Annotated in this window: 15 protein-coding genes, 1 tRNA gene and 1 rRNA gene; 4 read left to right on the plus strand and 13 right to left on the minus strand. The window is 71.6% G+C overall.

All coding sequences use genetic code 11. The features are described from left to right. From FHS38_RS29425 to FHS38_RS29435, 3 genes are all read left to right on the plus strand, one after another. Entirely contained in the window at positions 1-4,788 is a 4,788-nt protein-coding gene (locus tag FHS38_RS29425; protein ID WP_229822798.1) for an ATP-dependent helicase, read from the plus strand. A 114-nt stretch (positions 4,789-4,902) separates the two neighbouring features. Further along, positions 4,903-5,721 carry a DNA-formamidopyrimidine glycosylase family protein gene (locus FHS38_RS29430; protein WP_184738676.1) on the plus strand — a complete coding sequence of 273 codons (819 nt, stop codon included), beginning with the start codon at positions 4,903-4,905 and terminating at the stop codon, positions 5,719-5,721. A 32-nt stretch (positions 5,722-5,753) separates the two neighbouring features. Next, on the plus strand, positions 5,754-6,530 hold the full coding sequence (locus FHS38_RS29435; RefSeq protein WP_184738678.1) for an SDR family NAD(P)-dependent oxidoreductase: 777 nt from the start codon (positions 5,754-5,756) through the stop codon (positions 6,528-6,530). Between the two features lie 429 nt (positions 6,531-6,959). Here the strand turns inward: FHS38_RS29435 and FHS38_RS29440 are convergent, their stop codons facing one another. From FHS38_RS29440 to FHS38_RS29485, 10 genes are all read right to left on the minus strand, one after another. Continuing rightward, positions 6,960-7,169: a hypothetical protein gene (locus FHS38_RS29440; RefSeq protein WP_184738680.1), complete on the minus strand. Its 210-nt coding sequence runs from the start codon at positions 7,167-7,169 to the stop codon at positions 6,960-6,962. Positions 7,170-7,308: 139 nt separating this feature from the next. Continuing rightward, positions 7,309-7,779 carry a Dps family protein gene (locus FHS38_RS29445; RefSeq protein ID WP_184738682.1) on the minus strand — a complete coding sequence of 157 codons (471 nt, stop codon included), beginning with the start codon at positions 7,777-7,779 and terminating at the stop codon, positions 7,309-7,311. Between the two features lie 147 nt (positions 7,780-7,926). Further along, positions 7,927-8,310, minus strand: a complete 384-nt coding sequence (locus tag FHS38_RS29450) for a helix-turn-helix domain-containing protein (RefSeq protein ID WP_086566431.1) — start codon at positions 8,308-8,310, stop codon at positions 7,927-7,929. 94 nt (positions 8,311-8,404) lie between these two features. Next, the gene (locus FHS38_RS29455; RefSeq protein WP_229822799.1) at positions 8,405-8,962 is read right to left on the minus strand and encodes a CinA family protein; all 558 of its coding nucleotides are present in this window, start codon (positions 8,960-8,962) and stop codon (positions 8,405-8,407) included. Between the two features lie 5 nt (positions 8,963-8,967). Next, positions 8,968-9,588, minus strand: a complete 621-nt coding sequence (pgsA, locus tag FHS38_RS29460) for a CDP-diacylglycerol--glycerol-3-phosphate 3-phosphatidyltransferase (RefSeq protein WP_184738686.1) — start codon at positions 9,586-9,588, stop codon at positions 8,968-8,970. Further along, on the minus strand, positions 9,585-11,069 hold the full coding sequence (rimO, locus tag FHS38_RS29465) for a 30S ribosomal protein S12 methylthiotransferase RimO (RefSeq protein ID WP_184738688.1): 1,485 nt from the start codon (positions 11,067-11,069) through the stop codon (positions 9,585-9,587). Before rimO ends, pgsA begins: the two co-directional genes overlap by 4 nt. Before the next feature lie 116 nt (positions 11,070-11,185). Further along, on the minus strand, positions 11,186-11,995 hold the full coding sequence (locus tag FHS38_RS29470; protein WP_184738690.1) for a helix-turn-helix domain-containing protein: 810 nt from the start codon (positions 11,993-11,995) through the stop codon (positions 11,186-11,188). Positions 11,996-12,243: 248 nt separating this feature from the next. Beyond that, positions 12,244-15,060, minus strand: coding sequence for a DNA translocase FtsK (locus FHS38_RS29475; protein ID WP_184738692.1), 2,817 nt, complete (start codon positions 15,058-15,060; stop codon positions 12,244-12,246). 191 nt (positions 15,061-15,251) lie between these two features. After that, a complete protein-coding gene (locus FHS38_RS29480) occupies positions 15,252-15,935 on the minus strand; it encodes a response regulator (RefSeq protein WP_130881860.1) in 684 nt (227 codons plus the stop codon). 274 nt (positions 15,936-16,209) lie between these two features. Further along, the gene (locus tag FHS38_RS29485) at positions 16,210-21,714 is read right to left on the minus strand and encodes a HAMP domain-containing protein (protein WP_184738694.1); all 5,505 of its coding nucleotides are present in this window, start codon (positions 21,712-21,714) and stop codon (positions 16,210-16,212) included. A gap of 454 nt (positions 21,715-22,168) precedes the next feature. Between FHS38_RS29485 and FHS38_RS29490 the strand changes: the two genes are divergently transcribed. After that, positions 22,169-24,802, plus strand: coding sequence for a SpoIIE family protein phosphatase (locus FHS38_RS29490; RefSeq protein ID WP_221495484.1), 2,634 nt, complete (start codon positions 22,169-22,171; stop codon positions 24,800-24,802). Positions 24,803-24,888: 86 nt separating this feature from the next. Here the strand turns inward: FHS38_RS29490 and FHS38_RS29495 are convergent. From FHS38_RS29495 to rrf, 3 genes are all read right to left on the minus strand, one after another. Continuing rightward, positions 24,889-24,961 (minus strand) — tRNA-Thr (locus FHS38_RS29495). A 67-nt stretch (positions 24,962-25,028) separates the two neighbouring features. After that, positions 25,029-25,736 carry a DegT/DnrJ/EryC1/StrS family aminotransferase gene (locus tag FHS38_RS29500; RefSeq protein ID WP_184738696.1) on the minus strand — a complete coding sequence of 236 codons (708 nt, stop codon included), beginning with the start codon at positions 25,734-25,736 and terminating at the stop codon, positions 25,029-25,031. A gap of 119 nt (positions 25,737-25,855) precedes the next feature. After that, positions 25,856-25,946 (minus strand): 5S ribosomal RNA (rrf, locus tag FHS38_RS29505); the annotation flags it as partial.

Here is a 25,946-nt window from a genome sequence, read left to right on the forward strand (position 1 = left end):
ATGGCGGACGACATGGCGGCGGCTCCGGCCGGGGACCCGGCTTCGGCCCTCTCGGCGTTCTCCCCCGCGACCCGGGCCTGGTTCACGGGGGCCTTCACCGCGCCCACGGCCGCGCAGGCGGGAGCCTGGCGGGCGATCGACGAGGGGTCGGACGTACTGGTCGTCGCGCCGACCGGGTCCGGCAAGACGCTGGCCGCCTTCCTCGCCTCGCTGGACCGGCTGGCGAGCTCCCCGCCCCCCGCCGAGCCCAAGAAGCGCTGCCGGGTGCTGTACGTGTCCCCGCTCAAGGCCCTCGCGGTGGACGTCGAGCGGAATCTGCGCAGCCCGCTCACCGGTATCCGCCAGGAATCCGTGCGGCTGGGGCTGCCCGAGCCGGAGATCCGGGTCGGGATCCGCTCGGGCGACACCCCGCCCGCCGAGCGCCGGGCGCTCGTGACCCGGCCGCCGGACATCCTGATCACCACCCCCGAGTCGCTGTTCCTGATGCTCACCTCCGCCGCCCGGGACGCGCTCGCAGGGGTCGAGACGGTCATCCTCGACGAGGTGCACGCCGTCGCCGGGACCAAGCGGGGCGCGCACCTCGCCCTGTCCCTGGAGCGTCTCGACACACTGCTCGCCCGTCCCGCCCGCAGGATCGGTCTCTCCGCCACGGTGCGTCCGGTGGACGAGGTGGCGCGCTATCTGTCGCCGCAGCGCAGGGTCGAGATCGTCCAGCCGCCGTCCGGCAAGGAGTTCGACCTCTCCGTGGTCGTTCCGGTCGAGGACCTCGGCGAGCTGGGGGGCTCGCCCGTCCAGGAGGGGGACGCCAAGGAGAAGCCGTCGATCTGGCCCCATGTGGAGGAGCGGATCGCCGATCTGGTCCAGGCCCACCGCTCCACGATCGTGTTCGCCAATTCCCGGCGTCTCGCCGAGCGCCTGTGCAACCGGCTCAACGAGATCGCGTACGAGCGCGCCACGGGCGAGCCCCTGCCGGAGCACCACTCCCCCGCCGAGCTGATGGCCGAGTCCGGCGCGGCCAAGGGGGCGCCGCCGGTGCTCGCCCGCGCCCACCACGGCTCGGTCTCCAAGGAGCAGCGGGCCCTGGTCGAGGAGGACCTCAAGGCGGGCCGGCTGCCGGCCGTCGTGGCGACCTCCAGCCTGGAGCTGGGCATCGACATGGGCGCGGTGGACCTCGTCGTCCAGGTCGAGTCGCCGCCCTCGGTCGCCTCCGGTCTCCAGCGCGTCGGGCGCGCCGGACACCAGGTCGGAGCCGTCTCGACCGGTGTGGTCTTCCCGAAGTACCGGGGCGACCTGGTGCAGGCGGCCGTGGTCACGGAGCGGATGCGCGAGGGGGCCATCGAGTCGCTGCGCGTGCCCGCCAACCCGCTGGACGTGCTCGCCCAGCAGATCGTCGCCATGGTGGCTCTGGACACCTGGGACGTGGAGGAGCTTCTGGCCGTGGTGCGGCGGGCCGCGCCCTTCGCCTCCCTGCCCGAGTCCGCGTACGCGGCGGTGCTCGACATGCTCGCCGGGCGCTATCCGTCGGACGCCTTCGCGGAGCTGCGGCCGCGGCTGGTCTGGGACCGCGTGGCCGGCACGGTCACGGGGCGCCCGGGGGCGCAGCGGCTCGCCGTCACCTCGGGCGGCACCATCCCCGACCGGGGCCTCTTCGGCGTCTTCCTGGCGGGCTCGGACCCCAAGAAGGGCGGCGGCCGGGTCGGGGAGCTGGACGAGGAGATGGTCTACGAGTCACGGGCCGGCGACGTGTTCACGCTCGGGACCACCTCCTGGCGGATCGAGGACATCACCCGCGACCGTGTCCTGGTCACGCCCGCGCCGGGCACCCCCGGGCGGCTGCCGTTCTGGAAGGGCGACCAGCTGGGCCGTCCACTCGAACTCGGCCGGGCGCTGGGCGCGTTCCTGCGCGAGGTCGGCGGGCTGACGCCCGAAGCGGCCCGCGCGCGGCTCGACGCCGCCGGGCTCGACACCTGGGCGGCGGACAACGTCCTGTCCTACCTCGACGAGCAGCGCCGCGCCTGCGGCCATGTGCCGGACGACCGGACGATCGTCGTCGAGCGGTTCCGCGACGAGCTGGGCGACTGGCGGGTCGTCGTCCACTCGCCCTTCGGCGCTCAGGTCCACGCCCCGTGGGCGCTGGCCCTCGGCGCCCGGCTCACCGAGCGGTACGGCATGGACGCCCAGGTGATGCACGCGGACGACGGCATCGTGCTGCGGCTGCCCGACGCGGACCTCATGGGCCTGGACCTGCTGGACGCCGACCCGGCACGGCCCGGCACGGAGTTCGACACCGCGCAGTCCCCCGTCGGGGCCGCCGACGTCACGTTCGACAAGGGCGAGATCGACCAGATCGTCACCGACCAGGTCGGTGGGTCGGCCCTCTTCGCCGCCCGGTTCCGCGAGTGCGCGGCCCGCGCCCTCCTGCTGCCGCGCCGCAGCCCCGGCAAGCGCACCCCGTTGTGGCAGCAGCGTCAGCGGGCCTCCCAGCTCCTCCAGGTCGCGGGGGAGTTCGGCTCGTTCCCGATCATCCTCGAGGCCGTCCGCGAATGCCTCCAGGACGTCTTCGACGTCCCGGGCCTCACCGAGCTGATGGGGGACATCGAGGCCCGCCGGGTGCGGCTGGTGGAGGTGACGACCCCCGAGCCGTCGCCCTTCGCCCGCTCGCTGCTCTTCGGCTACGTCGCCCAGTTCCTGTACGAGGGCGACTCCCCGCTCGCGGAGCGCCGCGCCGCCGCGCTCTCCCTCGATTCGCGGCTCCTGGCCGAGCTGCTGGGCCAGGCGGAGCTGCGCGAGCTGCTCGACGCGGAGGTGCTGGCCGAGCTGGAGCGCGAGCTGCGGTGGCTGACCGAGGACCGCCGGGTCAAGGACGTCGAAGGGGTCGCCGATCGCTTGCGGATCCTCGGTCCGCTGACCGACGCCGAGCTGGCCGAGCGCGGCGCCGAGCCCGGGTGGGCCCAGGAGCTGTCGGACGCCCGCCGCGCCCTGCGCGTCCGCATCGCCGGCCGGGACCACTGGGCGGCGATCGAGGACGCCGGCAGGCTTCGCGACGCCCTGGGGACGGCGCTGCCCGTCGGTGTCCCCGAGGCCTTCACCGAGCCGGTCAAGGACCCCCTCGGCGATCTCCTCGCCCGCTTCGCCCGCACGCACGGCCCCTTCACCTCGGCCCAGGCCGCGGCCCGCTTCGGCCTGGGTCCGGCGGTGACCGACGGGGCACTGCAGCGTCTCGCCGCGAGCGGCCGTGTCGTCCAGGGGGAGTTCCACCCCGCCGGCATCGGCCAGGAGTGGTGCGACGCGGCGGTCCTGCGCAGACTGCGCCGCCGCTCCCTCGCGGCCCTGCGGCACGAGCTGGAGCCGGTGCCGCCCGCCGCGCTCGCCGCGTTCCTCCCCCAGTGGCAGCACATCGGCAGCCACAGCCTGCGCGGCACCGATGGTCTGGTGCGCGCCATCGAGCAGTTGCAGGGCGCGCCGGTCCCCGCCTCCGCCCTGGAGAAGCTGGTGCTGCCCGCCCGGGTGACGGACTACTCCCCGGCGATGCTCGACGAACTCACCGCGGCGGGCGAGATCGTATGGGCCGGCGCGGGGGCGCTCCCCGGGAAGGACGGCTGGGTCTCCCTGCTGCCCACCGACGCGGCAGCGCTGTTGCTGCCCGCCCCGCACCCGCTGGAGATCACGCCCTTGCACCAGGCGGTGCTCGACGCACTGTCCGGGGGCTACGGCCTGTTCTTCCGCCAGATCGCCGACCAGGTCCGCGCCGCGGGCCACGCCCCGGCCGAACCCGGCGGCTCGGACGCCCATATCGCCGATGCCGTCTGGGACCTCGCCTGGTCCGGGCGGCTCACGAACGACACGCTCGCGCCGCTGCGCTCCCTGCTCGGCTCCGGGCGTACCGCCGGGTCCACCGCGCACCGCGCCAAGCGCGCGGTGCCGCGCGGGCGGTACGGCTCGTTCACCGGCCGGGCGGGCCTGACTGGGCTGTCGGGCCGTCCCACGGCCTCGCGCGGCGGCCCCCCGACGGTCGCGGGGCGCTGGGCCCTGCTCCCCGAGCGCGAGCCGGACCCCACCCACCGGGCGCACGCCCTGGCCCGCACCCTCCTCGACCGGCACGGCGTGGTGACGCGGGGAGCGGTGGCCGCCGAGGGAGTGGAGGGCGGCTTCTCCGCCGTCTATCGCGTCCTGTCCGTCTTCGAGGAGAGCGGGCAGACCCGTCGCGGGTATGTGGTCGAAGGCCTGGGCGCCGCGCAGTTCGCGATGGACGGCGCCGTCGACCGGCTGCGCGCGGTGAGCACCGCCCGCGAGCGGGCGGGCGGTGCCGATCACGCCGGGAGTCCGGGAAGCTCCGCTGCCCCTTGGGCGCCACCGACCCCGGCCGCGCCGGCCCCGCGCGGCGCCCGCCGACGCGCGGTCGTGCTCGCGGCCGCCGATCCCGCCAACGCCTACGGCGCCGCGCTCCCCTGGCCCGAGCCGCCCCCCGGCGCGTCCCACAAGCCCGGGCGCAAGGCCGGGTCCCTGGTCGTCCTCCTCGACGGCGCGCTCGCCCTGTACATGGAGCGCGGTGGCAAGTCCCTCCTCGCCTGGCCTCAAGAGGAGGACGCCGAGGCGGCGAGCAGCGACGACCCCGGGCTACGCGAAGCGGCGGCGGCCCTGGCCGAGGCGGCCCGCGCGGGCGCGCTGGGCACGGTCACGGTCGAGCGTGTCAACGGCTCCCCCGCGCTCACCTCCCCGCTCGGGGCCCTCCTGGAGTCCGCAGGCTTCCACGCCACCCCCCGGGGGCTGCGGCTGCGCGCCCCCTAGCCCCGGTCCGGCCGGGCCGCCCGAGCAGGTCAGGGGCTGGCCACGCCTCCGCCGCCCCGGCGACGGACCAGCGCAGACCGGCCCTGCCCGCGCCGACGCGGCATCATGGTGCACATGCCCGAAGGAGACACCGTCTGGCGCACCGCTCGGCATCTCCACCGTGCCTTGGCCGACGAGCCCCTCGTGCGGTCCGATCTGCGCGTCCCCCGGCTCGCCACGGTCGATCTCACCGGCCGCCGCGTCATCGAGGTCGTCCCGCGGGGCAAGCATCTGCTCACCCGCGTCGAGGGCGGTCTCACCCTCCACTCCCACCTCGGCATGGACGGCGCCTGGCGGATCTACGCCCCCGGCGAGCGCTGGCACGGCGGCCCGCAGCACCAGATCCGCGCCGTCCTCGCCAACGCCGCGCACACCGCCGTCGGTTACCGGCTGCCTGCCCTGGATCTGCTGCGCACCGCCGACGAATCCAGTGTCGTCGGCCATCTCGGGCCCGACCTCCTCGCACCCGACTGGAGCCGGGACGATCAGGAGGAAGCGGTCCGCCGTCTGCTCGGCGACCCGGTCCGCACCGTGGGCGAGGCCGTGCTCGACCAACGCAACCTCGCCGGCGTGGGCAATGTCTACAAGTCGGAGCTGTGCTTCATGCTCCGCCTCTCCCCCTGGCTGCCGGTGGCCGAACTGCCCTCCGCCGAGCGCCTGGTGGCCCTCGCCAGGAAGCTGCTCGACGTCAACAAGGCCCGTACCACCCGCGTCACCACGGCCGACCCGCGCATCGACCACCAGCTGTGGGTGTACGGGCGGGCGGGCCGGTCCTGCCGCCGCTGCGGCACCCCGATCCGCGTGGCCGACCAGGGACCGGCGGGCCAGGAGCGCCCCACGTACTGGTGCCCTCACTGCCAGACCGGCCCCGGGCCCGCCCCCACGACCAATTGACGAGTCGTCAGTTCTGGTCGTACGGTCCGGACATGCCCCTCACGGCGTACGACCTCACCGGCCGCACCGCCCTCGTCACGGGGGCCGCGAGCGGCATCGGCCGTGCGTCGGCGCTCCTCCTCGCGGAGGCCGGGGCCTCGGTGCATTGCGCCGACCTGGACGAGAAGGGCGCACGGCGCACGGCCGCCCGGATCACCGAGGGGGGCGGCAGGGCCCGCGCCCACGTGCTCGACGTCGCCGACCCCGCCCGGGTCGCGGCCACGGTCGCGGAGACCGTCCAGGTCGACGGCCGGCTCGACGTCATGGCCAACATCGCGGGTGTCATGCACCGCGGCGCCGTCCTGGACACCTCCGACGCGGAGCTGGACCGGATCCTGTCCGTCAATTTCAAGGGAATGCTCTACGGCTGTCGGGAGGCGGCCCGCGCGATGGTCTCCCTCGGCACCCGGGGCAGCATCGTCACCATGGCTTCCGGGGCCATCGACACCGGCGCTCCGGGGCTCTTCGCCTACAGCACGTCCAAGGCCGCGGTCGTCCAGCTGACCCGGACGCTCGCCACCGAGGTCGGTCGGCACGGCATCCGCGTCAACGCGGTCGCCCCCGGCTGGGTCCGTACACCCATGACCGACCGGCACGGCGATCCGGAACAGGCACAGGCCGAGCACCCCATGATCCGGCTGTCCCCCTTGGGCCGAGTGGGTGAACCCGAGGACATCGCGCACGCGGTCCTCCATCTGGCGTCGGACGCCTCGTCGTTCACGACCGGCCAGATCCTGCGCCCCAACGGCGGGGTGGCCATGCCCTGGTGACCGTCTTGGTGGTTGCCGTGGTGACCGTCTTGGCGACGGACCGGGTGGCTTTCTCACCCCGGGCGGCCCAGCGGCCCTTACGCCTCGCCGGCCGCGTCCACGGCACGCAGTGCACGGGCAACAGACTCAACCCCCAACCACCCGCGGCGACCAGCCCCTCGACAGGCCCTGCCCGCTCCGGCTGTACGAGCAGCCGGAACACCGCCCACCACCACACTCCACCGAGGGCGAGCGCGACCGCCCAGCCGGCTGCCCCGAGGGTCCGGCAGAACGGCGCCGCCGAACGGCAGAAGCCCCAGAAGTCCCGCCAGGCCATGGCTGCCTCCTTCGGCCGACGCTAGACCGGGCACTCCCCGTCACGGCAGAGCGCACCGGGGATCGAGAACGGCGCACGCGGGTGTCCGTACGCGCCCCACCGAGCCGGCGTCGTCAGTCGGACTCCCCCCGCGATCGGGCCAGCTCCTCCTCCAGCTCCGCGATCCTGCGATCGCGCCGGTGCAGGTCGACGATGACCCGCTGTTCCCCTTCGCGCATGCCCTCCTGGTACACGGTCCGCACGAAGGCACCGGCTGCCGTCTGATCGAGGTCCGTGACCATCATCAGCTCTTTCGTGAAGCGGATCACGGGGTGCTCGTCCATCCCTCAAGGAGAGCGCGCCCGCGCCGCCTCCGCCACCGGAGCGGGCGGAAAGCCGCCGGAGGGAAGACACCGGCGGGAGATACGGGGAGGCCCCGGACCGGCTGCCGGTCCGGGGCCTTCCCGTGGTCACCACGAGCGGTCAGGCGTTCTCCGCCTGGAACATCCAGTGGTGCTTCTCGAGGTCTCCCGTGAGACCGATGAGCAGGTCCTGCGTGACCGGGTCGGGGTCGCCCGTAGCCCGGACGCGCTCACGCATGCGGGTGATCACGGCGCCGAGCGCGGCGACGAGGGTCTGCACCGCCTTCGTGTCCTTGTTCCAGCCGTCGCCGACCGCGTCGATTCCGCTGGTCTTGGCGACGGTCTCGGCCCGCCCGTCCGGGGCGACACCGAGGGCCGAGGCGCGCTCCGCGACCGCGTCGGCGTGCTGCCGGGCACTCGCGACGACCTCGTCGAGCTGTAGATGGACCGAGCGGAAGCGGGGGCCCACGACGGTCCAGTGGACCTGCTTGGCCACGAGCGAGAGGTCCACCAGGTCGACGAGCGCCCCCTGGAGGGCATCACCGACGGTCTTGCGGTCCTGCTCGGACAACGGGCTCTTCACGACAGACATCCGCGTACTCCTGTTCGACTGTCCGGTCAGTTCGATCCCCGTTCATCCACCATGGCACACAGGTGCCGAAGGGGCGGAAAACGCAGGATCCCGGTCAGATTCCTGACCGGGATCCTGGACGGGAAACACAGGGTTCCCAGACTTGTGTCAGGCCGCGACGACGTCCACGGCCTCCGCTGGAGCCTTGATGGTCACACGCTCCCCCGGCACGCCCGTCACAGACGTCACGGACACCGAATTGAACATCGGCCGCATCGGCGCGGGTACCGGCTCGCTCGCCGCCGCCGACTGCGCCAGCTCGGCGAGCGACAGTTCGTCACTCACCTCACGCATGACCTCGGACATCCGTACGTCCAGAGCGTCGCAGATTGCGGAGAGAAGCTCGGAGGACGCCTCCTTCTGCCCCCGCTCGACCTCGGAGAGGTAACCGAGCGAGACCCGGGCGGATGAGGAGACCTCGCGCAGAGTGCGGCCCTGGCGCTGGCGCTGCCGACGCAGCACGTCACCCAGCAGGCGACGGAGCAAAATCATCGGTGGCTCCCTCCTTGGACCGCGAATCCGGATCCTTCACGCCCCACCGTACCGCCTCCGGCTGCGGCCGTGCGGGGAGCTATGTCGTGTTCACTCAGGGCTGCAAACATCCATTCCCCCCGTTGTGTTCCGTATCCTTTGCCCCCGCGTTCTCTGCCAGTTCGCCCAGCAGCAGGGCGAGAGCCGCCCGTACGCTCTCCGTCCGGATGCGCGCCCGGTCGCCGTCCAGCGACAGCTCACGAACCACACCCGCACCGTCCGGACCCGCCACGGCGACGAAGACCGTGCCGACGGGCTTGCCGTCCTGGGTGTCCGGTCCGGCGACGCCGGTGGTGGCGACCCCCCAGTCGGCGCCGAGCAACGTCCGCACACCGCGGGCCATCTGCCGGGCCACCTCCGCGTCGACGGCCCCGCGCTCGGCGAGCAGTTCCCCGGCCACGCCCAGCACATCCCGCTTGACGTCGGTGGCGTACGCGGTGACCGACCCCAGCACCGCGCGGGAGGCACCCGGCGCAGCGGTCAGCCCGGCCGCGAGCAGCCCGCCCGTGAGCGATTCGGCCGCTGCCACGGTCCAGCCCCGCCCGACCAGCGCACCCAGCACCGCGGCGGCCCCGCCGTCGCCCTCCGTGCCCGTCGAGGTCCCTGGGCTCACCGGACTCATCGCGCGGATCCCCGCCCGGCCCGGCGCATCTCGATGGCCTGCTTGACGTAGTCGAGCCCGGTCAGGACGGTCAACGCCACGGCGACGGCCATCACCCAGAAGCGGGCCGTGGCCAGCGGCCCGGTCAGCGCCAGGATGTACATCCCGACGGCCACGCCCTGGGCGAGGGTCTTCATCTTGCCGCCGCGGCTGGCCGGGATCACCCCGTGTTTGATCACCCAGAACCGCATCAGCGTGATGCCGACCTCGCGGAAGAGGATCACGCCCGTGACCCACCACGGCAGATCGTCCAGGACCGAGAGGCAGATCAGGGCGGCGCCCATGATCGCCTTGTCCGCGATCGGGTCGGCGATCTTCCCGAAGTCGGTGACCAGGTTGTACATCCGGGCCAGATGGCCGTCGAACAGGTCCGTGATCATGGCGACGGCGAACGCGGCCCAGGCGAAGGAACGCCAGGCCGGGTCATAACCGCCGTTGTGCATCATCAACAGGACGAATCCGGGCACGAGGAGCAGTCGCACCATGGTGAGGATGTTGGCGATGTTCCACAACCCGGCCGGCCGCACGGCCGTCGCCGGGGCGGGGCCTCCCGCGGCGGAGGCCGGGGCTCGGGTCATCTGCCGGCCTCCTCGGTACACCCTCCGTCACCGAGTACCTCGGCGATGAGGTCCACGCCCTCGGTCGCCACCACCTTCGCCGTGACCATCCGGCCGGGCACCAGCTCCCGGTCGGTGGTGAGCAGCACCTGGCCGTCGGTCTCGGGCGCCTGGTGGGCGGCCCGGCCGAGCACGCCGTCCTCCTCGTCCACACGGTCGACGAGCACCTCGAGGGTCTCCCCGAGCCGCTCCTCGGCGCGCTGCGCGGTCAGCTCCTCGGCGAGCCGCGAGATGTGCGCCAGGCGCTCGGCGACGGCCTCGGGGTCGACCTTGTGCTCGTAGGTGGCCGCCTCGGTGCCGTCCTCGTCGGAGTAGCCGAAGACGCCGATCGCGTCCAGGCGGGCCCCGGCCAGGAAGCGTTCCAGCTCGGCGACGTCCTCCTCGGTCTCACCGGGGAAGCCGACGATGAAGTTGGAGCGGGCGCCGGCCTGCGGGGCCTTGGCGCGGATCTGGTCGAGCAGCTCCAGGAAGCGGTCGGTGTCGCCGAAGCGGCGCATCGCGCGCAGCACGCCGGGGGCCGAGTGCTGGAAGGAGAGATCGAAGTAGGGCGCGACCTTCTCGGTCGAGGTCAGCACGTCGATCAGGCCCGGCCGCATCTCGGCGGGCTGGAGGTAGCTGACCCGGATCCGCTCCAGGCCGTCCACGGCCGCCAGCTCCGGCAGCAGCGTCTCCAGCAGCCGGATGTCGCCGAGGTCCTTGCCGTACGAGGTGTTGTTCTCGGAGACCAGCATGACCTCCTTCACGCCCTGCTCCGCGAGCCATCGCGTCTCGCTCAGCACGTCGGAGGGGCGGCGGGAGATGAAGGACCCGCGGAAGGAGGGGATGGCGCAGAAGGAGCACCGGCGGTCGCAACCGGAGGCGAGCTTCACGGAGGCGACGGGGTTGGAGCCGAGTCTGCGGCGCAGCGGCGCCCTGGGCCCGGAGGCCGGGGCGAGGCCCTCGGGAAGGTCCGCCGGGGCGGTCTCCTGGGCCTCCTGCGCGTGTCCGGGCAGGGCGACGTCCGCGGTCTGGCGGGCGGCGGGGCTGATCGGCAGCAGTTTGCGCCGGTCACGCGGGGTGTGGGAGGCGTGGACGCCACCGGAGAGGATGGTCTGGAGCCGGTCGGAGATGTCGGCGTAGTCGTCGAAGCCGAGCACTCCGTCGGCCTCGGGGAGCGCTTGGGCGAGCTCCTTGCCGTACCTCTCGGCCATGCAGCCGACGGCCACGACGGCCTGGGTGCGGCCCTGATCCTTGAGGTCGTTGGCCTCGAGGAGGGCGTCGACGGAATCCTTCTTGGCGGCTTCTACGAAGCCACAGGTGTTGACGACGGCCACATCGGCATCGGCGGCGTCCTCGACGAGGTCCCAGCCATCCGCCGCCAAGCGGCCTGCCAGCTCCTCCGAGTCCACCTCGTTACGGGCGCAGCCAAGTGTGACAAGAGCGACGGTACGGCGTTCGGGCATAGGGCTCAGCCTACTTTGTCCCGGCACCACATCCGTTGCCACGTGTCCCCCGAGCGCGGAGAGCCTGGTCACCCGAAGACTCGCCGCGCTGGGTCGGCCGACCACGTTTGCGCTGGTCAGCCCGTTTCGGGGTCACCCTTGGTGTAGCTCAGACGCTGAACCTGTCCGTCGTTACCCAGATCCTTGACCTCCTTGCCGTTCACGAACAGTTGCACGGCCCCGGCATTGCCCAGCACCAGGTCGATCCGCTTGTTGTCGGTGAAGGTCTTGGAAGCGCCCCGCTTGAGCACGCCCTCCTCGATCAGCTTGCCGTTGTGGTCCTTGGCGGACATCCACGTCTGGCCGTTCTCGGCGGTGAGCTTGACGGTGACCTTGTTGGCCGGGACGCCCGCGATGGCACTGTCGGACGGTTCCGGTTTGGGGTCGGCGGGCTTGCTGGGCACGGCCTCGGGGGTCTTCGGCGCGGGCTGCTTGCCGGAGGCCGTGTCGGCCGCGACGGAGCTGCTGTGCCCCTTCGTGCCGCCGTTGAAGAGCGTGAAGCCGACGAAGCCGACGACGGCGACGATGGCGGCCACCATCGCGGCCGTCCAATTGGGCCGCCGGCGCTCGGGCCGCAGCCGCTCGGCCTCGAAGAGGGGGGCGGCGGGGGTGGGCGCGGGCCGGCCGCCGTGCTCGGCGTCGTACTGCGCGACGAGCGGGGCGGGGTCCAGACCGACGGTCTGCGCCAGCACGCGGATGTGTCCCCGGGCGTAGACGTCGCCGCCGCACCGGGTGAAGTCGTCCTGTTCGATGGCGTGCATGATCGGGATGCGCACGCGGGTGGTCGTGCTGACTTCGTCGACGGTCAGTCCGGCGCTGATGCGGGCCTGCTGGAGGGCGCGGCCGATCGAGGGCCGGTCGTCCGCGGGGGAGTTGCCGATGGACACGTGGGCGCCTTTCGAGCGTGTAGCCACCTGCTGGAGGTTCAGTCTAGGGGGGATCCGAAAGGGTCGGGCAAGCGGGAAGCCGGACTTTGTACGCCATCGGAATGTTCTGCCGGGCCGGCGGTGGGACCTCCGGCGCATCGTGTGGTGGGACGCCCGGCGGACCATCGTCCCTCCCCCCTCTCCCTCAACTGGACTCGCCGCCGAGGGAAACGGTTTGACCGGCCCGCTTTTCCGGTTTTCCCGGCCGGCTACCCCTGGCCGTCCCCGCGGATCACCGCGAGCACGCCGTCCAGCTCCTCGGGCTTGACGAGCACATCGCGCGCCTTGGAGCCCTCGCTCGGGCCCACGATGTTGCGCGACTCCATCAGGTCCATGAGTCTTCCCGCCTTCGCGAAGCCCACACGCAGCTTCCGCTGCAGCATCGAGGTCGAGCCGAACTGGGTGGAGACGACCAGCTCGGCGGCCTGGCAGAGCAGATCGAGGTCGTCGCCGATGTCCTCGTCGATCTCCTTCTTCTTCGCCGTCCCCACGGTGACGTCGTCCCGGAACACCGGCGCCATCTGGTTCTTGCAGTGCTGCACGACGGCCGCGACCTCGTCCTCCGTGACGAAGGCGCCCTGCATGCGGACGGGCTTGCTCGCCCCCATCGGCAGGAAGAGGCTGTCGCCCTTGCCGATCAGCTTCTCGGCGCCCGGCTGGTCGAGGATGACCCGGCTGTCGGCGAGCGAGGACGTGGCGAAGGCGAGCCGGGAGGGCACGTTCGCCTTGATCAGGCCGGTGACGACGTCCACGGACGGGCGCTGGGTGGCGAGCACGAGGTGGATGCCGGCGGCGCGGGCGAGCTGGGTGATGCGGACGATGGCGTCCTCGACGTCACGCGGGGCGACCATCATCAGGTCCGCCAGCTCGTCCACGATGACCAGCAGATACGGGTACGGCTGCAGCTCACGCCCGCTGCCTTCGGGGGGCTTGACCTTCCCCTTGCGGATGGCGTCGTTGAAGTCGTCGATGTGCCGGAAGCCGAAGGCCGCGAGGTCGTCGTAGCGCAGGTCCATCTCGCGGACGACCCACTGCAGGGCCTCGGCGGCCCGCTTGGGGTTGGTGATGATCGGGGTGATCAGGTGCGGGATGCCCTCGTAGGCGGTCAGCTCGACGCGCTTGGGGTCGACGAGGACCATCCGGACGTCATCCGGGGTCGCTCTTATCATCACCGAGGTGATCAGGCAGTTGATGCAGGACGACTTTCCGGAACCGGTGGCTCCGGCGACCAGGACGTGCGGCATCTTCGCGAGGTTGGCCATCTCGTAGCCGCCCTCGACGTTCTTGCCGAGGGCGACCAGCATCGGGTGGTCGTCCTCGGCCGCCGCCGCGAGCCGCAGCACGTCGCCGAGGTTGACCATCTCGCGGTCGGTGTTCGGGATCTCGATGCCGACCGCGGACTTGCCGGGGATGGGGCTGATGATCCGCACGTCCGGGCTGGCGACGGCGTAGGCGATGTTCTTGGTGAGCGCGGTGATCCGCTCGACCTTGACGGCGGGGCCCAGCTCCACCTCGTAGCGCGTGACCGTTGGGCCGCGGGTGAAGCCGGTGACCGCCGCGTCGACCTTGAACTCCGCGAAGACGTTCGACAGTGAAGCCACTATGGCGTCGTTCGCGGCGCTGCGCGTCTTGCCGGGTCCGCCGCGCTCCAGCAGGTCCAGCGACGGCAGCGAGTACGTGATGTCGCCCGCGAGCTGGAGCTGCTCGGCCCGCGCCGGGAGCCCCGAGGTGAGCTCGGGTGCGGGCTTCGTGAGGTCGGGCACGCCCCCGGTGTCGCTCTCCCCGCCCGCGGGCGCCGCGTCGGCCTTGCCGCCGGACGCCGCCTTCCCCGTGCCGCGCGCGGTCGGGACCGCGCCCGTCCGCTCCCGCTCGGCGGCGACGGCGCTGCTGAGCCCGGCGACGAGCGGCGACGGCTGCACGCCGTGCAGCACGGCTCCGTCGAGCGAGGCCGCGGCGGCCGCCGCCACGTCCACGGCGTCCATCGGCCGGTCGCTCGGCGGCTCCACGGACGTCCTGCGCGGCTTGCGGCGCTTGCTCAGCGCCTCTTCCTCGGCACGCTCCGCGTCCGTGTCGGCGTCGGCCGCGACCCGGTCCGCGGCCCGCCGGGGCCGCCGCGCCGGGGCGTCGCGCCATTCGTCGTCGTACTCCCCCGAGTCGTACGTCCCCGACGCGAACGGATCGTGCTCCTCCGGTTCCGGTTCGACCAGGCCGAGCCGGATACCGAGCAGCCGCAGCCGCTGCGGGATGGCGTTGACGGGCGTGGCCGTGACGACCAGCAGCCCGAAGAGGGTGAGCAGTACGAGCAGCGGTACGGCCAGCACCTCGCCGACGGTGAAGAGCAGGGGTTTGGCGGCGGCCCAGCCGATCAGACCGCCTGCGTCCTGCAACGCCTCGGCGCCCTCGCCCCGGCCGGGCGACCCGCAGGCCACGTGGACCTGGCCGAGAACCCCGACGACCAGCGCGGAGAGGCCGATGACGATGCGGCCGTTCGCCTCGGGCCGCTCGGGGTGGCGGATCAGCCGGACGGCGATGACGCCGATCAGTATCGGCACGAGCAGATCGAGCCGACCGAAGGCGCCGGTGACGAGCATCTTCACCAGGTCGCCGACCGGGCCTTCGAGGTTGGACCAGGTGCCGGCCGCGACGACGAGGCCGAGGCCGAGGAGGAGCAGCGCGAGCCCGTCCTTGCGGTGCGCCGGGTCGAGTCCCTTCGCGCCCCGCCCGACGCCGCGGAACACCGCGCCCACCGTGTGCGCCAGCCCGAGCCACACGGCCCGTGCCAGGCGGTAGAGACCGCTGGTCGGGGAGGGCGCGCGCTTGGGTGCCGCCTTGGCCGCGGCCTTCTTCGCGGGCTTCCGCGCGGGCGCCGCGGCCTTTTTGGCGGGCTTGGCGGATGCCTTGCCCGCCGGCTTCGGCGGTGCCTTCTTCGCGGGTGCCTTCTTGGCCGCGCTCCCGGGGCGTCCGGCGCGCTGCTTCGAGGTGCCCGCCGTGCTCTGGGAACCCTTGCCGGACGTACGTGAGGCCATGGAGCCGAGATTACCGTCGTCGGGCGCGAGGGACACGTGCGCCCGGGCCTTCACCCATTCGTGTCGTCCCCCAGTGATATCGGGGGTGACGCTGCGTCAAAGGCCGGGCAGGCACGTCGAGGACCCGCGCCGGGTCCCCCTCGGGCTCGGCCCGGGTTTCGCGGACGCGACGCGAAGGGGCGGCCGACGGGTCAGCTGGGCGCGGGCAGCGCGCTCGCACCGCCGCCGGTCCCCGGCTCCAGCGCGTCCAGGGCCCTGCGCAGCCCGGTGAGTTTGCGCTCCAGGTGGGCGGCGGTGGCGACGGCGGCCGCGTCCGCGGACTCGTCGAGCTGCTTGGAGAGCGCCTCGGCCTGCTCCTCGACGGCGGCGAGCCGCGCGGAGAGTTCGGCGAGCAGCCCGGCGGGCTCCTGGGTCTCCGCCACCCCGCTGCGGCCGGACTGGCCGTCGAGCTGGAGCCGCAACAGGGCGGCCTGCTCGCGCAGCTGGCAGTTCTTCATGTACAGCTCGACGAAGACCGAGACCTTGGCGCGCAGCACCCATGGGTCGAAGGGCTTGGAGATGTAGTCCACCGCACCCGCCGCGTAGCCGCGGAAGGTGTGGTGCGGACCGTGGTTGATGGCGGTGAGGAAGATGATGGGAATGTCCCGGGTCCGCTCCCGCCGCTTGATGTGCGCGGCGGTCTCGAAACCGTCCATGCCCGGCATCTGGACGTCCAGCAGAATCACTGCGAAGTCGTCCGTCAGCAGCGCCTTGAGCGCTTCCTCCCCTGACGATGCCCGTACCAGTGTCTGATCGAGCGCCGAGAGGATCGCCTCCAGCGCCAGCAGATTTTCCGGCCGGTCATCGACCAGGAGGATCTTGGCCTTCTGCACCATGCCCCGTCCTCCTCGCCCCGGCTTGGGGTCTCCCCGGCCCGAAGAGCCAGGGGAAGCACCGGGCGCCGCCCCAGGGGACGACTCCCTTGCGCCGCCCGTCCTTGTGCCGGTCATCGTAGCCGTACCCCGCCTGTCACCACACCCTGTCACCGCGATGTCACAGTGCACGTAGCAGAAACGTGGTGGGAGACCAGAAGGTTCCCCGAATACCGCGCTCCCACACGTCTTTGAGCACAGTCAGTCAGCAGACGCACAAAGAGTGACCAACCAACTGTCACTCAGCGCGCATCCACTGCTCCATCACCGTCAGCAGATGATCTGTGTCGACCGGTTTGGTGACATAGTCCGACGCCCCGGCATCGATGCTCTTCTCCCGGTCGCCCTTCATCGCCTTCGCCGTGAGCGCGATGATGGGCAGCCCCGCGAACTGCGGCATCCTGCGGATCGCCGCCGTCGTGGCATAGCCGTCCATCTCCGGCATCATGATGTCCATGAGCACCAGCACCACGTCGTCGTGCTGCTCGAGGACCTCGATCCCCTCACGGCCGTTCTCCGCGTAGAGCACCGACAGCCCGTACTGCTCCAGCACGCTGGTGAGCGCGAAGACATTGCGGATGTCGTCGTCGACGATCAGCACCTTCTCGCCGCGGAACCCGCCGCTGAAGCCGCTCGCCGCCCCGTCCCGGCCCTCGCTCGGCGCGGCGTTCAGCCAGGGCTCCTGCTGAGGGGCCGCCGGCACGGGCGGAGCCTGCGACGGCTGCGCCCCCGGACTCCGCTCCTCGACCTGTCCGGGCAGGGCGGGCCACGCCGCACCCGCCGCCTGGGCGGCGCGCTGGCGGCGCAGCAGCAGTCCGGCGGCACCGCGCGCGGGCACGTCCGCCGAGCCGCCGCCGGTCCGGTCGCTCCCCGGCATCAGCGCCTGCGGGCCGGTGGCCTGGCCGCCCGGTGCGAGCGGGTAGCCCTGCGGCGGCAGCTCGCCGGAGGTGAGCGGCAGATAGAGCGTGAAGGTGGAGCCGCGCCCGGGCTCGCTCGCCGCGTGGATCTCGCCGCCGAGCAGGCGCGCGATCTCACGGCTGATGGAGAGCCCGAGCCCGGTGCCCCCGTACTTGCGACTGGTCGTGCCGTCCGCCTGCTTGAACGCCTCGAAGATGACCCGCATCTTGCTGGCCGCGATGCCGATGCCGGTGTCCGTGACGGAGAAGGCGATCAGGTCGCCGTCGGCCTCGCGCAGCGAGCCCGCCTCCAGCAGCTGCTCGCGAATGGTGTCCGGGACGTCCCCGCCGGCCGGCCGGATGACCAGCTCGACGGCGCCCGTGTCCGTGAACTTCACCGCGTTCGACAGCAGATTGCGCAGCACCTGCAGCAGCCGCTGTTCGTCGGTGTGCAGCGTCGCCGGCAGCTCCGGCGAGACGCGGACGGAGAAGTCGAGCCCCTTCTCCGCCGTCAGCGGCCGGAAGGTGGCCTCGACGTAGTCGACGAGCTGGACCAGGGCGATCCGGGTCGGGCTGACGTCCATCTTGCCCGCCTCGACCTTCGACAGGTCCAGGATGTCGTTGATCAGCTGGAGCAGATCGGAGCCCGCTCCGTGGATCGTCTCGGCGAACTCGACCTGCTTCGGGGAGAGATTGCCCTCCGCGTTGTCGGCGAGCAGCTTGGCGAGGATCAGCAGCGAGTTGAGCGGGGTGCGCAGCTCGTGCGACATGTTGGCCAGGAACTCGGACTTGTAGCGCATGGAGACCGCGAGCTGCTCGGCACGCTCCTCCAGCACCTGGCGGGCCTCCTCGATCTCGGTGTTCTTGACCTCGATGTCGCGGTTCTGCCGGGCCAGCCGCTCGGACTTCTCCTCCAGCTCGGAGTTGGAGATCTCCAGCTCCTTCTGCCGGTTCTCCAACTCCAGCGACCGCTCACGCAGTTGCTCGGCGAGCTCCTGCGACTGCTTGAGCAGCACCTCGGTCTTGGTGTTGACGCTGATGGTGTTGACGCTGGTGCCGATCATCTCGGCGATCTGGTTGAGGAAGTCCTTCTGGATCTGGGCGAACGGCTGGAAGGACGCCAGCTCGATCACTCCGAGGATCTGCCCCTCGAACAGCACCGGCAGCACGATCACATGCGCCGGCGGCGCCTCCCCCAGCCCGGAGGCGATCTTCAGATAGCCCGGCGGCACGTTCTCCACCAGGATGGTGCGCTTCTCCTGCGCCGCCGTCCCGATGAGCGTCTCACCGGGCCGGAAGGAGGTGGGCATCGAGCCCATCGAGTAGCCGTACGAGCCGAGCATCCGCAGCTCGTACGCGTCCTCCGCACCCTCGCTCTCCGGCAGGCCGGTCGGCATCGCGAGGAAGAAGGCACCGTGCTGCGCGGAGACCACGGGGGTCAGCTCGCTCATGATCAGCCCGGCCACGTCCTCCAGATCGCGGCGTCCCTGCATCAGACCGGAGATGCGGGCGAGGTTGCCCTTGAGCCAGTCCTGCTCCTTGTTGGCAAGGGTCGTCTCGCGCAGGTTGGCGATCATCGTGTTGATGTTGTCCTGGAGTTCCAGGATCTCGCCCGCCGCGTCCACGTCGATCTTGAGGTTGAGGTCGCCGCGGGTCACCGCGGTGGCGACCTCGGCGATGGCGCGGACCTGACGGGTCAGGTTGCCCGCCATCTCGTTGACCGACTCGGTCAGGTCGCGCCAGGTGCCGTCGACGTCGCGCACCCGGGCCTGGCCGCCCAGCTGCCCCTCGGTGCCCACCTCGCGCGCGACCCGGGTGACCTGGTCGGCGAAGGACGACAGCTGGTCGACCATCGTGTTGATGGTCGTCTTCAGCTGGAGGATCTCGCCGCGCGCGTCGATGTCGATCTTCTTGGTGAGATCGCCCTGGGCGATGGCGGTGGTCACCATCGCGATGTTGCGGACCTGGCCGGTGAGATTGGACGCCATCGAGTTCACGGACTCGGTGAGGTCCTTCCACGTACCGCTGACGCCGGGGACCCGGGCCTGGCCGCCGAGGATGCCGTCGGTGCCCACCTCGCGCGCCACCCGCGTGACCTCGTCCGCGAAGGACGACAGCGTGGTCACCATGGTGTTGACGGTGTCGGCCAGCTGCGCGACCTCGCCGCGCGCCTCGACGGTGACCTTCTTGGTCAGGTCGCCGTTGGCGACCGCGCCCGCGACCTGCGAGATGTTCCGCACCTGGCTGGTCAGGTTGTTGGCCATCAGGTTGACGTTGTCGCTGAGGTCCTTCCAGATGCCGGTGACGTCCCGCACCCGCGCCTGGCCGCCCAACTGGCCTTCCGTGCCCACCTCTCGGGCGACCCGGGTGACCTGCTCGGCGAAGTCCGAGAGCTGGTCGACCATCGTGTTCACGGTGGTGACGAGTTCGAGGATCTCGCCCTTCGCGTCGACCGTGATCTTCTTCGACAGGTCGCCCTTGGCCACGGCCGTGGTGACCTCGGCGATGTTGCGCACCTGCGAAGTCAGGTTGTTGGCCATGAAGTTGACGGACTGAGTGAGGTCCTTCCAGGTGCCGGAGACGCCCTGCACCTCCGCCTGGCCGCCCAGGATGCCCTCGGTGCCCACCTCGCGCGCCACCCGGGTGACCTGGTCGGCGAACGAGGACAGCTGGTCCACCATCGTGTTGAGGGTGTTCTTCAGCTCCAGGATCTCGCCGCGCGCGTCCACATCGATCTTCTGCGACAGATCACCGCGCGCCACCGCCGTGGCGACCTGCGCGATGTTGCGGACCTGGGCGGTCAGATTGCCCGCCATCCCGTTGACCGAGTCCGTCAGATCGCGCCAGACACCGGCCACGCCCGGCACCTGCGCCTGACCGCCGAGGCGGCCGTCCGTACCCACTTCGCGGGCGACCCGGGTCACCTGCTCGGCGAAGGCCGAGAGCTGATCGACCATCGTATTGATGGTGTTCTTCAGCTCCAGGATCTCGCCGCGCGCGTCCACATCGATCTTCTGCGACAGATCACCGCGCGCCACCGCCGTCGTGACCTGCGCGATCTGCCGCACCTGCGACGTGAGGTTGCCGGCCATGAAGTTGACCGAGTCGGTCAGCTCCTTCCAGGTGCCGCTGACGCCGTCCACCCGGGCCTGACCGCCGAGCCGCCCCTCCGTGCCCACGTCCCGCGCCATCCGCGTGACCTGGTCGGCGAAGGACGACAGCTGGTCGACCATCGTGTTCACGGTGTTCTTCAGCTGGAGCATCTCGCCGGACACATCGACGGTGACCTTCTGCGACAGGTCGCCGTTGGCGACCGCCGTCGTCACCTGAGCGATGTTGCGGACCTGGCCGGTGAGGTTACGGAAGGCGGTGTTCACCGAGTCGGTGAGGTCCTTCCACGTCCCCGCCGCACCCGGCACCTGCGCCTGACCGCCCAGCTCGCCCTCTACGCCGATCTCCCGCGCCACCCGCGTCACTTCGGCACCGAAGGACTGGAGCTGGTCGACCATGGTGTTGACGGTGTTCTTCAACTCCAGCATCTCGCCGGACACATCGACGGTGACCTTCTGGCCCAGATCGCCGTTGGCGACCGCCGTCGTCACCTGAGCGATGTCCCGGACCTGCGTGGTGACGTTACGGAAGGCGGTGTTCACCGAGTCGGTGAGGTCCTTCCACGTCCCCGCCGCACCCGGCACCTGCGCCTGACCACCGAGCAGACCCTCGGCGCCGACCTCGCTGGCGACCCGGGTCACCTCGTCGGCGAAGGTGCGCAGGGTCTCCGTCATCTGGTTGATCGTCTCGGCGAGCTGCGCGACCTCGCCGCGCGCGCTCACCGTGACCTTCTGCGAGAGGTCGCCGTTGGCGACCGCCGTCGTCACCTGCGCGATCCCGCGGACCTGGGCCGTCAGATTGCCGGCCATCAGATTGACCGAGTCGGTGAGGTCCTTCCAGACGCCCGCGACACCGGGCACCTGTGCCTGACCGCCCAGCTCGCCCTCGGTCCCCACTTCCCGCGCGACGCGGGTCACCTCGGACGCGAACGACGACAGCTGGTCGACCATCGTGTTGACGGTGTTCTTCAGCTCCAGCATCTCGCCGGCCACGTGCACCGTGACCTTGCGGGACAGGTCGCCCTTGGCGACCGCCGTCGTCACCAGGGCGATATCACGCACCTGGGCGGTCAGCCGGGACGCCATGGTGTTGACGGAGTCCGTGAGGTCCTTCCACGAGCCCGACATTCCACGCACCCGGGCCTGGCCGCCGAGCTTGCCCTCGGTCCCGACCTCACTCGCCACCCGCGTCACCTCGTCGGTGAACGCGGACAGCTGGTCCACGAGACCGTTGACCGTGCGGCCCACCTTGAGGAACTCGCCGCGCAGCGGGTGCGCCGCGCCGTCCGCGCCCTGCGAGCGCAGGTCCATCCGCTGTTCCAGATCGCCCTCGGCGACCGCCGACAGCACCCGGCCCACCTCGGACACCGGCCGCACCAGGTCGTCGACCAGGGCGTTGGAGGCGTCGATGGCCGCGGCCCACGCGCCCTCGCAGGCGCCGACCTCCAGCCGCTCCGTGAGCTTTCCCTCACGGCCGACCACCCGCCGCACCCGCGCCAGCTCACCGGTCAGCTGCAGATTGCGGTCCGCGACTTCGTTGAAGACCGCGGCGATCTCGGCCATCGCACCGTCACCCGAGACCGTCAGACGCTTACGGAAGTTCCCGTCCCGCATCGCCGCCAGGGCCGCCAGTAGCCGGTTCAGCGCCGCCGTATCCACTTGCGTCGTCCCATTGGTCCGGGATCGTCCGCCTTTCGCGCGCGTGCTCACGCCCCGCGCCGCTGCGCCAGACTCCACCGTGTCCCTCCCGCAGGGTCGATCATCCTTGTCGGGCCTACCTCGAGCTTCCCAGTCTTTCACCCCGGCCCGCAGAAGAGGTTGCCAGTTGGAGCGTAACCACACCCCGGGGAAGTCGTTGAAGGCTACGGGGCACGGACTGTCCACCGTCACGGCCATAAGTCCGGGCGAAAGCCCTGGCCAAGGGGGACGTCACCATAAGTGCCCCGGTGCGCATCGCGCCGGACCCCCCTTCCTGACGCCGATCACGGCGCGGGGTTTGAGTGGGCCGTGCGGGGGGATACGCATGGTCGTCGGATCGCGTCCACTCCCACGTCCTTCCCGACGCCATCCCTGCCTCCGTTTCCGAAATACACGACTCTGTTCCACATCGCCCGGGCCGACGGTTTAGCCTGGCGAACGAATCGAGGCCATCGGAAACGGGCACAGGACTCGGGGGAGCGATGAGAGGCCAATGGGGAGTGCTGTGATCACCGCGCGGGCTGCCGCCACCTTCGAGCCGGTCGGGCGCTCGGTAGCCTCCGCCCGTTCCTTCGTCCGGGACACCCTCCAGGGGTGGGGCTTCCCCGACGTCATCGACGACGCCGTCGTCCTCACCAGCGAGCTCGTCACCAACGCGGTGGTCCACGCCGGCACCGCCGCCGACGTCCTGTGCGTCCGTACGGACACCGGGGTGCGCGTGGAGGTCGCCGACCGCTACCCCGAGCGCGAACTGCCGCTGCAGAGCCCCGGCCGCCACTTCGGCGGCGTCGACCGCGAAGGGGGCCGTGGTCTGCTGCTGTGCTCCGCCCTGGCCGGCCGCTGGGGCGTCGAGTACAGCGCCACTCACAAGAAGGTGTGGTTCCAGCTCGACCTCCCCGACCGACCGGCCGGCACCCGGTCCGCGGGCCCGGCACTCCCCGTCGAGGCCCTGCCGCTGGCCGATGCCCGGGTGCGCGTCGCCGTCATCCAGATCGACCGCACCGGCGGCATCAGCTCCTGGAACGACGACGCCCAGGACCTCTTCGGCTTCCCCGCCGACCAGGTCATGGGCAAGCCCCTCACCGACTTCGCCGCCTGGCCGCACACCCCCGGCACCTCCACGGGCATCGCCGAGGCCCTGCTCCTCTCCCGCTGGGAGGGCTCGTACGGCATAAGGGGCGAGGACGGCCGCGTCGTCCCCGTCTACGCCTCCCACCTGCGCGTCCGTGACAATGTGGGCGCGCCCTCCACCGTCTGTCTGCTCGTTCGCGACGAGGAGCGCGCGGTCCTGCAGAGCCCGCAGCGCTCCCCCGCCACCGACGCCGCCTCCAACGACCGGGGCACCGCCACCGACCCGTTCGAGGTCTTCATCGGCTCCCCCGCCCCGGACGACCTCGACGGCCTCCTCCAGCGCACCGTCGAGCGCGCCCGTGACATGCTCGACGGCGACTCCGCCTATCTGCTGCTCGCCACCGACGACGAGACCGAGCTGGAGGTCCGCGCCTCCACCGGCCTGCCGTCCGCCCGTCAGCGGTTCGCCCGCGTCCCCGTCGAGGCCGGCACGGGCCGCTACGGCTCGGCCCGGATGCCCGCCGTCCACGACGACCTCAGTGCCGTCCCGGGCGCCGTCCCGCTGCTCGCCAACACGGGCATGCGCTCGGTCGTCACCGTCCCCCTCAAGGTCGAGGGCCGCCTCACCGGCTCGCTCGGCGTGGCCGCCGAGGCCCCCGGCCGCTACGGCAACGAGGAGGCCCTCCGTCTCCAGTTCGCCGCCGACCGCATCGCCCTCGCCGTCGAGTCCGCCCGCCTCGGCGAGCTGGAGCGACTGCGCCGCGGCTCGCTGTCCTTCCTCGTCGAGGCCTCGGACCTGCTCGCCGGCACCCTGGACCGGGACCAGACGCTCGCCCTGATGGCCCAGATGACCGTCCCGACCCTCGCCACCTGGTGCGCCGTATACACCATCGCCGACCAGGCCTCCGAGCCCGAGCTGTCCTATGTGCTCCACGAGGACGAGGACCGCATCGACGGCCTGAAGGCCCTGCTGTCCAAGGTCGCCCCGCCCGACCCGGTGCCCACCCCCGGCGCCCGGATCTGGACCGCCCCCTCCGAGGCGGCCCACGCCGCCGCCCTGCGCAGTTCGCTGCGCAGCCTCGGTCTGGGCGACGCCGGCGGGCACGCCCCCGGCCCCGGCACCTCGCTCGCCACGGCGGCGGCCGTCGGCGGAGAAACCGTCGTCCTGCCCCTGGTGGCCCGCAATCGTGTGATCGGCATGCTCACCCTAGGCAAGCCGACCGACGACCACTTCCGTCAGGAGATCCTGGAGCTCGCCGAGGACCTCTCCCGCCGAGCCGCCCTCGCCCTGGACAACGCGCGCCTCTACAGCGAGCGCACGGCCATCAGCCAGTCCCTCCAGCGCAGCCTGCTCCCGCCCGAGCTGCCGGACGTCCCGGGCGTGGAGGTCGAGGTCATCTACCGCGCGGCGGGCGAGGGCAACGAGGTCGGCGGCGATTTCTACGACCTCTTCCCCATCCGCGACGGCGCGTACGGCTTCGCGATCGGCGATGTCTGCGGAACGGGCCCGGAGGCCGCGGCCGTCACCGGCCTCGCCCGGCATGCGCTGCGTCTCCTCGCCCGCGAGGGCTTCGGGGGTCCCGCGGTCCTGGAGCGGCTGAACGCCGCCATCCTCGACGAGGGCGCCCGCAGCCGCTTCCTCACCCTCCTCTACGGGGAGCTGTGGCCCCAGCACGACGGCAGCGCGGTCCTCAAGGTCGTCTGCGCCGGTCACCCGCTCCCGCTGCGCCTTCGCCAGGACGGCACGGTCGAGCCCGCCGCGACCCCGCAGCCGCTGCTGGGTGTCATGGAGGACCTCGAGCTGTACGAGCAGACGATCACCCTCGACCCCGGCGACGTCCTGCTGTGCGTCACGGACGGCGTCACCGAGCGCCGCGAGGGCACGCGCATGCTGGGCGACGACGGTCTGACGGACGTTCTCACGACGTGCACGGGGCTCACCGCGGGAGCGGTCGCGGCGCGCATCCTCCGTGCGGTGGAGCGCTTCGCCGCCGAACCCGCCTCGGACGACATGGCGATTCTCGCCATGCGCGTTCCGGAGCCGCAGGATTCCTGACCGGGCCGGGGGGGTTCACCCTCCGGCCCCCGAACTCCCCGTACGACAAAGGCCCCCGCCATCAGGCGGGGGCCTTTGTCTGTAAGAGCCCCAATACGGAATCGAACCGTAGACCTTCTCCTTACCATGGAGACGCTCTACCGACTGAGCTATTGGGGCCGGTGCAACGAGATAAAGCATACCCGACTCCCGCACGTGCTTTTGACCAGCACGCGCTTTTGACCAGCTAGGCGGCCACGGGCAGCAGACCGCCGAGCGCGTTGCACGCCGATACGACCCGCTGCAGTTCACGCCGCGTCATCCCCGCGTCGACGGGCAGGGCGAGGCACTCGTCGGCGGCCCGCTCCGTCTCCACCAGCCACAACTCCCGCCTGAACGCCGGTGTCCGGTGGACCGGTGTCTGTACGGGTACCCGGCACCGCACACCGCGGGCCCGCAGTGCCCGCGCGAACGCGTCGCGGTCCGGCCGGCCGTTCCCGGGCACGCGCACCACGTACGAGTGGTAGCGGTGCTCCACGCCCGGCGCTACGGCCGGCGTCAGAACGCCTGTCAGGCGGGCGTCCAGATAGGCCGCGTTGGCCCGCCGGGCGGCGTGGGCGGTCCGGGTGGTGTCGTGCCCCGCCATGTCGTCCTGTTCGATCTCGGGCTGCTCGATGACGAGCAGGCCGTGCTCACGGGCGACGGCTCGCAGCCCCGTGTGGTCCACGGGGTGTCCGAAGAGGGGTACGGGCACGATGGCCGCGGTTCGCGAGGTCAACGCCGTCGTGACGGCGGCCGGGTCCAGGCAGAAGTTCCGCGGATCGATGTCCGCGAACACGGGCAGCGCCCCGGCCGCTCGAACGGCCTCGGCCGCCTCCGCGGTGGCGTACGAGGGCACGATGACCTCGGCGCCCGATCCGACTCCTGCCGCCGTCAGCAACTCCACAGTCCCCATACCTGCGGATGTTGGCGGCGCGATGTGAACGCAGGGTGACGCTCCGCACTGTATTACGGAAACAAAAAAGCTCTGTTATCTGAACCGAAGTTCAGATAACAGAGCTTTTTTGAATAATTGTTCGGCGGCGTCCTACTCTCCCACACGGTCCCCCATGCAGTACCATCGGCGCTGAAAGGCTTAGCTTCCGGGTTCGGAATGTAACCGGGC

The sequence above is a fragment of the Streptomyces netropsis genome, from assembly GCF_014203545.1.
Classification (GTDB): domain Bacteria; phylum Actinomycetota; class Actinomycetes; order Streptomycetales; family Streptomycetaceae; genus Streptomyces; species Streptomyces netropsis.

What these genes read in the sequence shown, in the direction of transcription:
- FHS38_RS29425 (WP_229822798.1), top strand. Translation starts at nt 1, where the DNA reads ATGGCGGACGACATGGCGGCGGCTCCGGCCGGGGACCCGGCTTCGGCC.
- FHS38_RS29430 (WP_184738676.1), top strand. Translation starts at nt 4,903, where the DNA reads ATGCCCGAAGGAGACACCGTCTGGCGCACCGCTCGGCATCTCCACCGT.
- FHS38_RS29435 (WP_184738678.1), top strand. Translation starts at nt 5,754, where the DNA reads ATGCCCCTCACGGCGTACGACCTCACCGGCCGCACCGCCCTCGTCACG.
- FHS38_RS29440 (WP_184738680.1), bottom strand. Translation starts at nt 7,169, where the DNA reads ATGGACGAGCACCCCGTGATCCGCTTCACGAAAGAGCTGATGATGGTC.
- FHS38_RS29445 (WP_184738682.1), bottom strand. Translation starts at nt 7,779, where the DNA reads ATGTCTGTCGTGAAGAGCCCGTTGTCCGAGCAGGACCGCAAGACCGTC.
- FHS38_RS29450 (WP_086566431.1), bottom strand. Translation starts at nt 8,310, where the DNA reads ATGATTTTGCTCCGTCGCCTGCTGGGTGACGTGCTGCGTCGGCAGCGC.
- pgsA (WP_184738686.1), bottom strand. Translation starts at nt 9,588, where the DNA reads ATGACCCGAGCCCCGGCCTCCGCCGCGGGAGGCCCCGCCCCGGCGACG.
- rimO (WP_184738688.1), bottom strand. Translation starts at nt 11,069, where the DNA reads ATGCCCGAACGCCGTACCGTCGCTCTTGTCACACTTGGCTGCGCCCGT.
- FHS38_RS29475 (WP_184738692.1), bottom strand. Translation starts at nt 15,060, where the DNA reads ATGGCCTCACGTACGTCCGGCAAGGGTTCCCAGAGCACGGCGGGCACC.
- FHS38_RS29480 (WP_130881860.1), bottom strand. Translation starts at nt 15,935, where the DNA reads ATGGTGCAGAAGGCCAAGATCCTCCTGGTCGATGACCGGCCGGAAAAT.
- FHS38_RS29490 (WP_221495484.1), top strand. Translation starts at nt 22,169, where the DNA reads ATGGGGAGTGCTGTGATCACCGCGCGGGCTGCCGCCACCTTCGAGCCG.
- FHS38_RS29500 (WP_184738696.1), bottom strand. Translation starts at nt 25,736, where the DNA reads ATGGGGACTGTGGAGTTGCTGACGGCGGCAGGAGTCGGATCGGGCGCC.